The sequence below is a fragment of the Pseudomonas sp. FSL R10-2964 genome (genome assembly GCF_009600035.1).
In the GTDB taxonomy this organism is placed as follows: domain Bacteria; phylum Pseudomonadota; class Gammaproteobacteria; order Pseudomonadales; family Pseudomonadaceae; genus Aquipseudomonas; species Aquipseudomonas bubulae.
Map to the genome: position 1 here is coordinate 1 of NZ_WIWH01000110.1, position 572 is coordinate 572.

Annotated in this window: 1 protein-coding gene; it reads right to left on the reverse strand. The window is 54.0% G+C overall.

Annotation, left to right across the window (positions count from 1 at the left end; translation table 11 throughout):
• Positions 1-215 precede the first annotated feature (215 nt).
• Positions 216-572, reverse strand: a 357-nt coding sequence (locus tag GHN92_RS23975) for a hypothetical protein (protein WP_218580745.1), incomplete at its 5' end; no start/stop codon positions are given.

Consider the following 572-nt stretch of genomic DNA (forward strand, 5'->3'; position numbering starts at 1 on the left):
CCTGCAACCGCCAAGAATGGGATTTGACTGGGCAGTAAGCGCCACCTAACAAGTGGTTCAAGTCGCTCGCTTCGCTCTGGAACGGGCTAAAGCCCGTCCCTTAACCAAACATTATGGGCAGAGCAAAAATAGGGGTATGACCATCATATGGTACGGAGAGTAATTAACCAGCCAAAAACGACCGTTCAGACACCGGCTTAGCAACTGCCAACACCCTAATCCGGTATCTGAACGGTTTCAGCACGAATACGCAAAGCCATGACTGTTCTCGCCGATAACGCACGTAATTCCTCAGTGTGAAAAACCAGGTGCGCTCGATGCGGCTTGGTTTCCTCGTCCCAATGCTGCAGATCCTCCATTCGAAACTGATGCTTGCCCTGGTACGTAGCAGCGAGGTCAGCCGCCAAACCACGGGCAGCCTCTCCAGGCGTGATAATTGTCCAACCGATGATGTCGGCTAGCTGCTCGGCTGCCGACCGCTGTGTAACGCCCAAGGCGGCTGCACAAGCAAAATCGTTGTAGAGCTGAGCGCCCAACTCAGGATCATCCGTAGGATTTCCCGGACACAACCG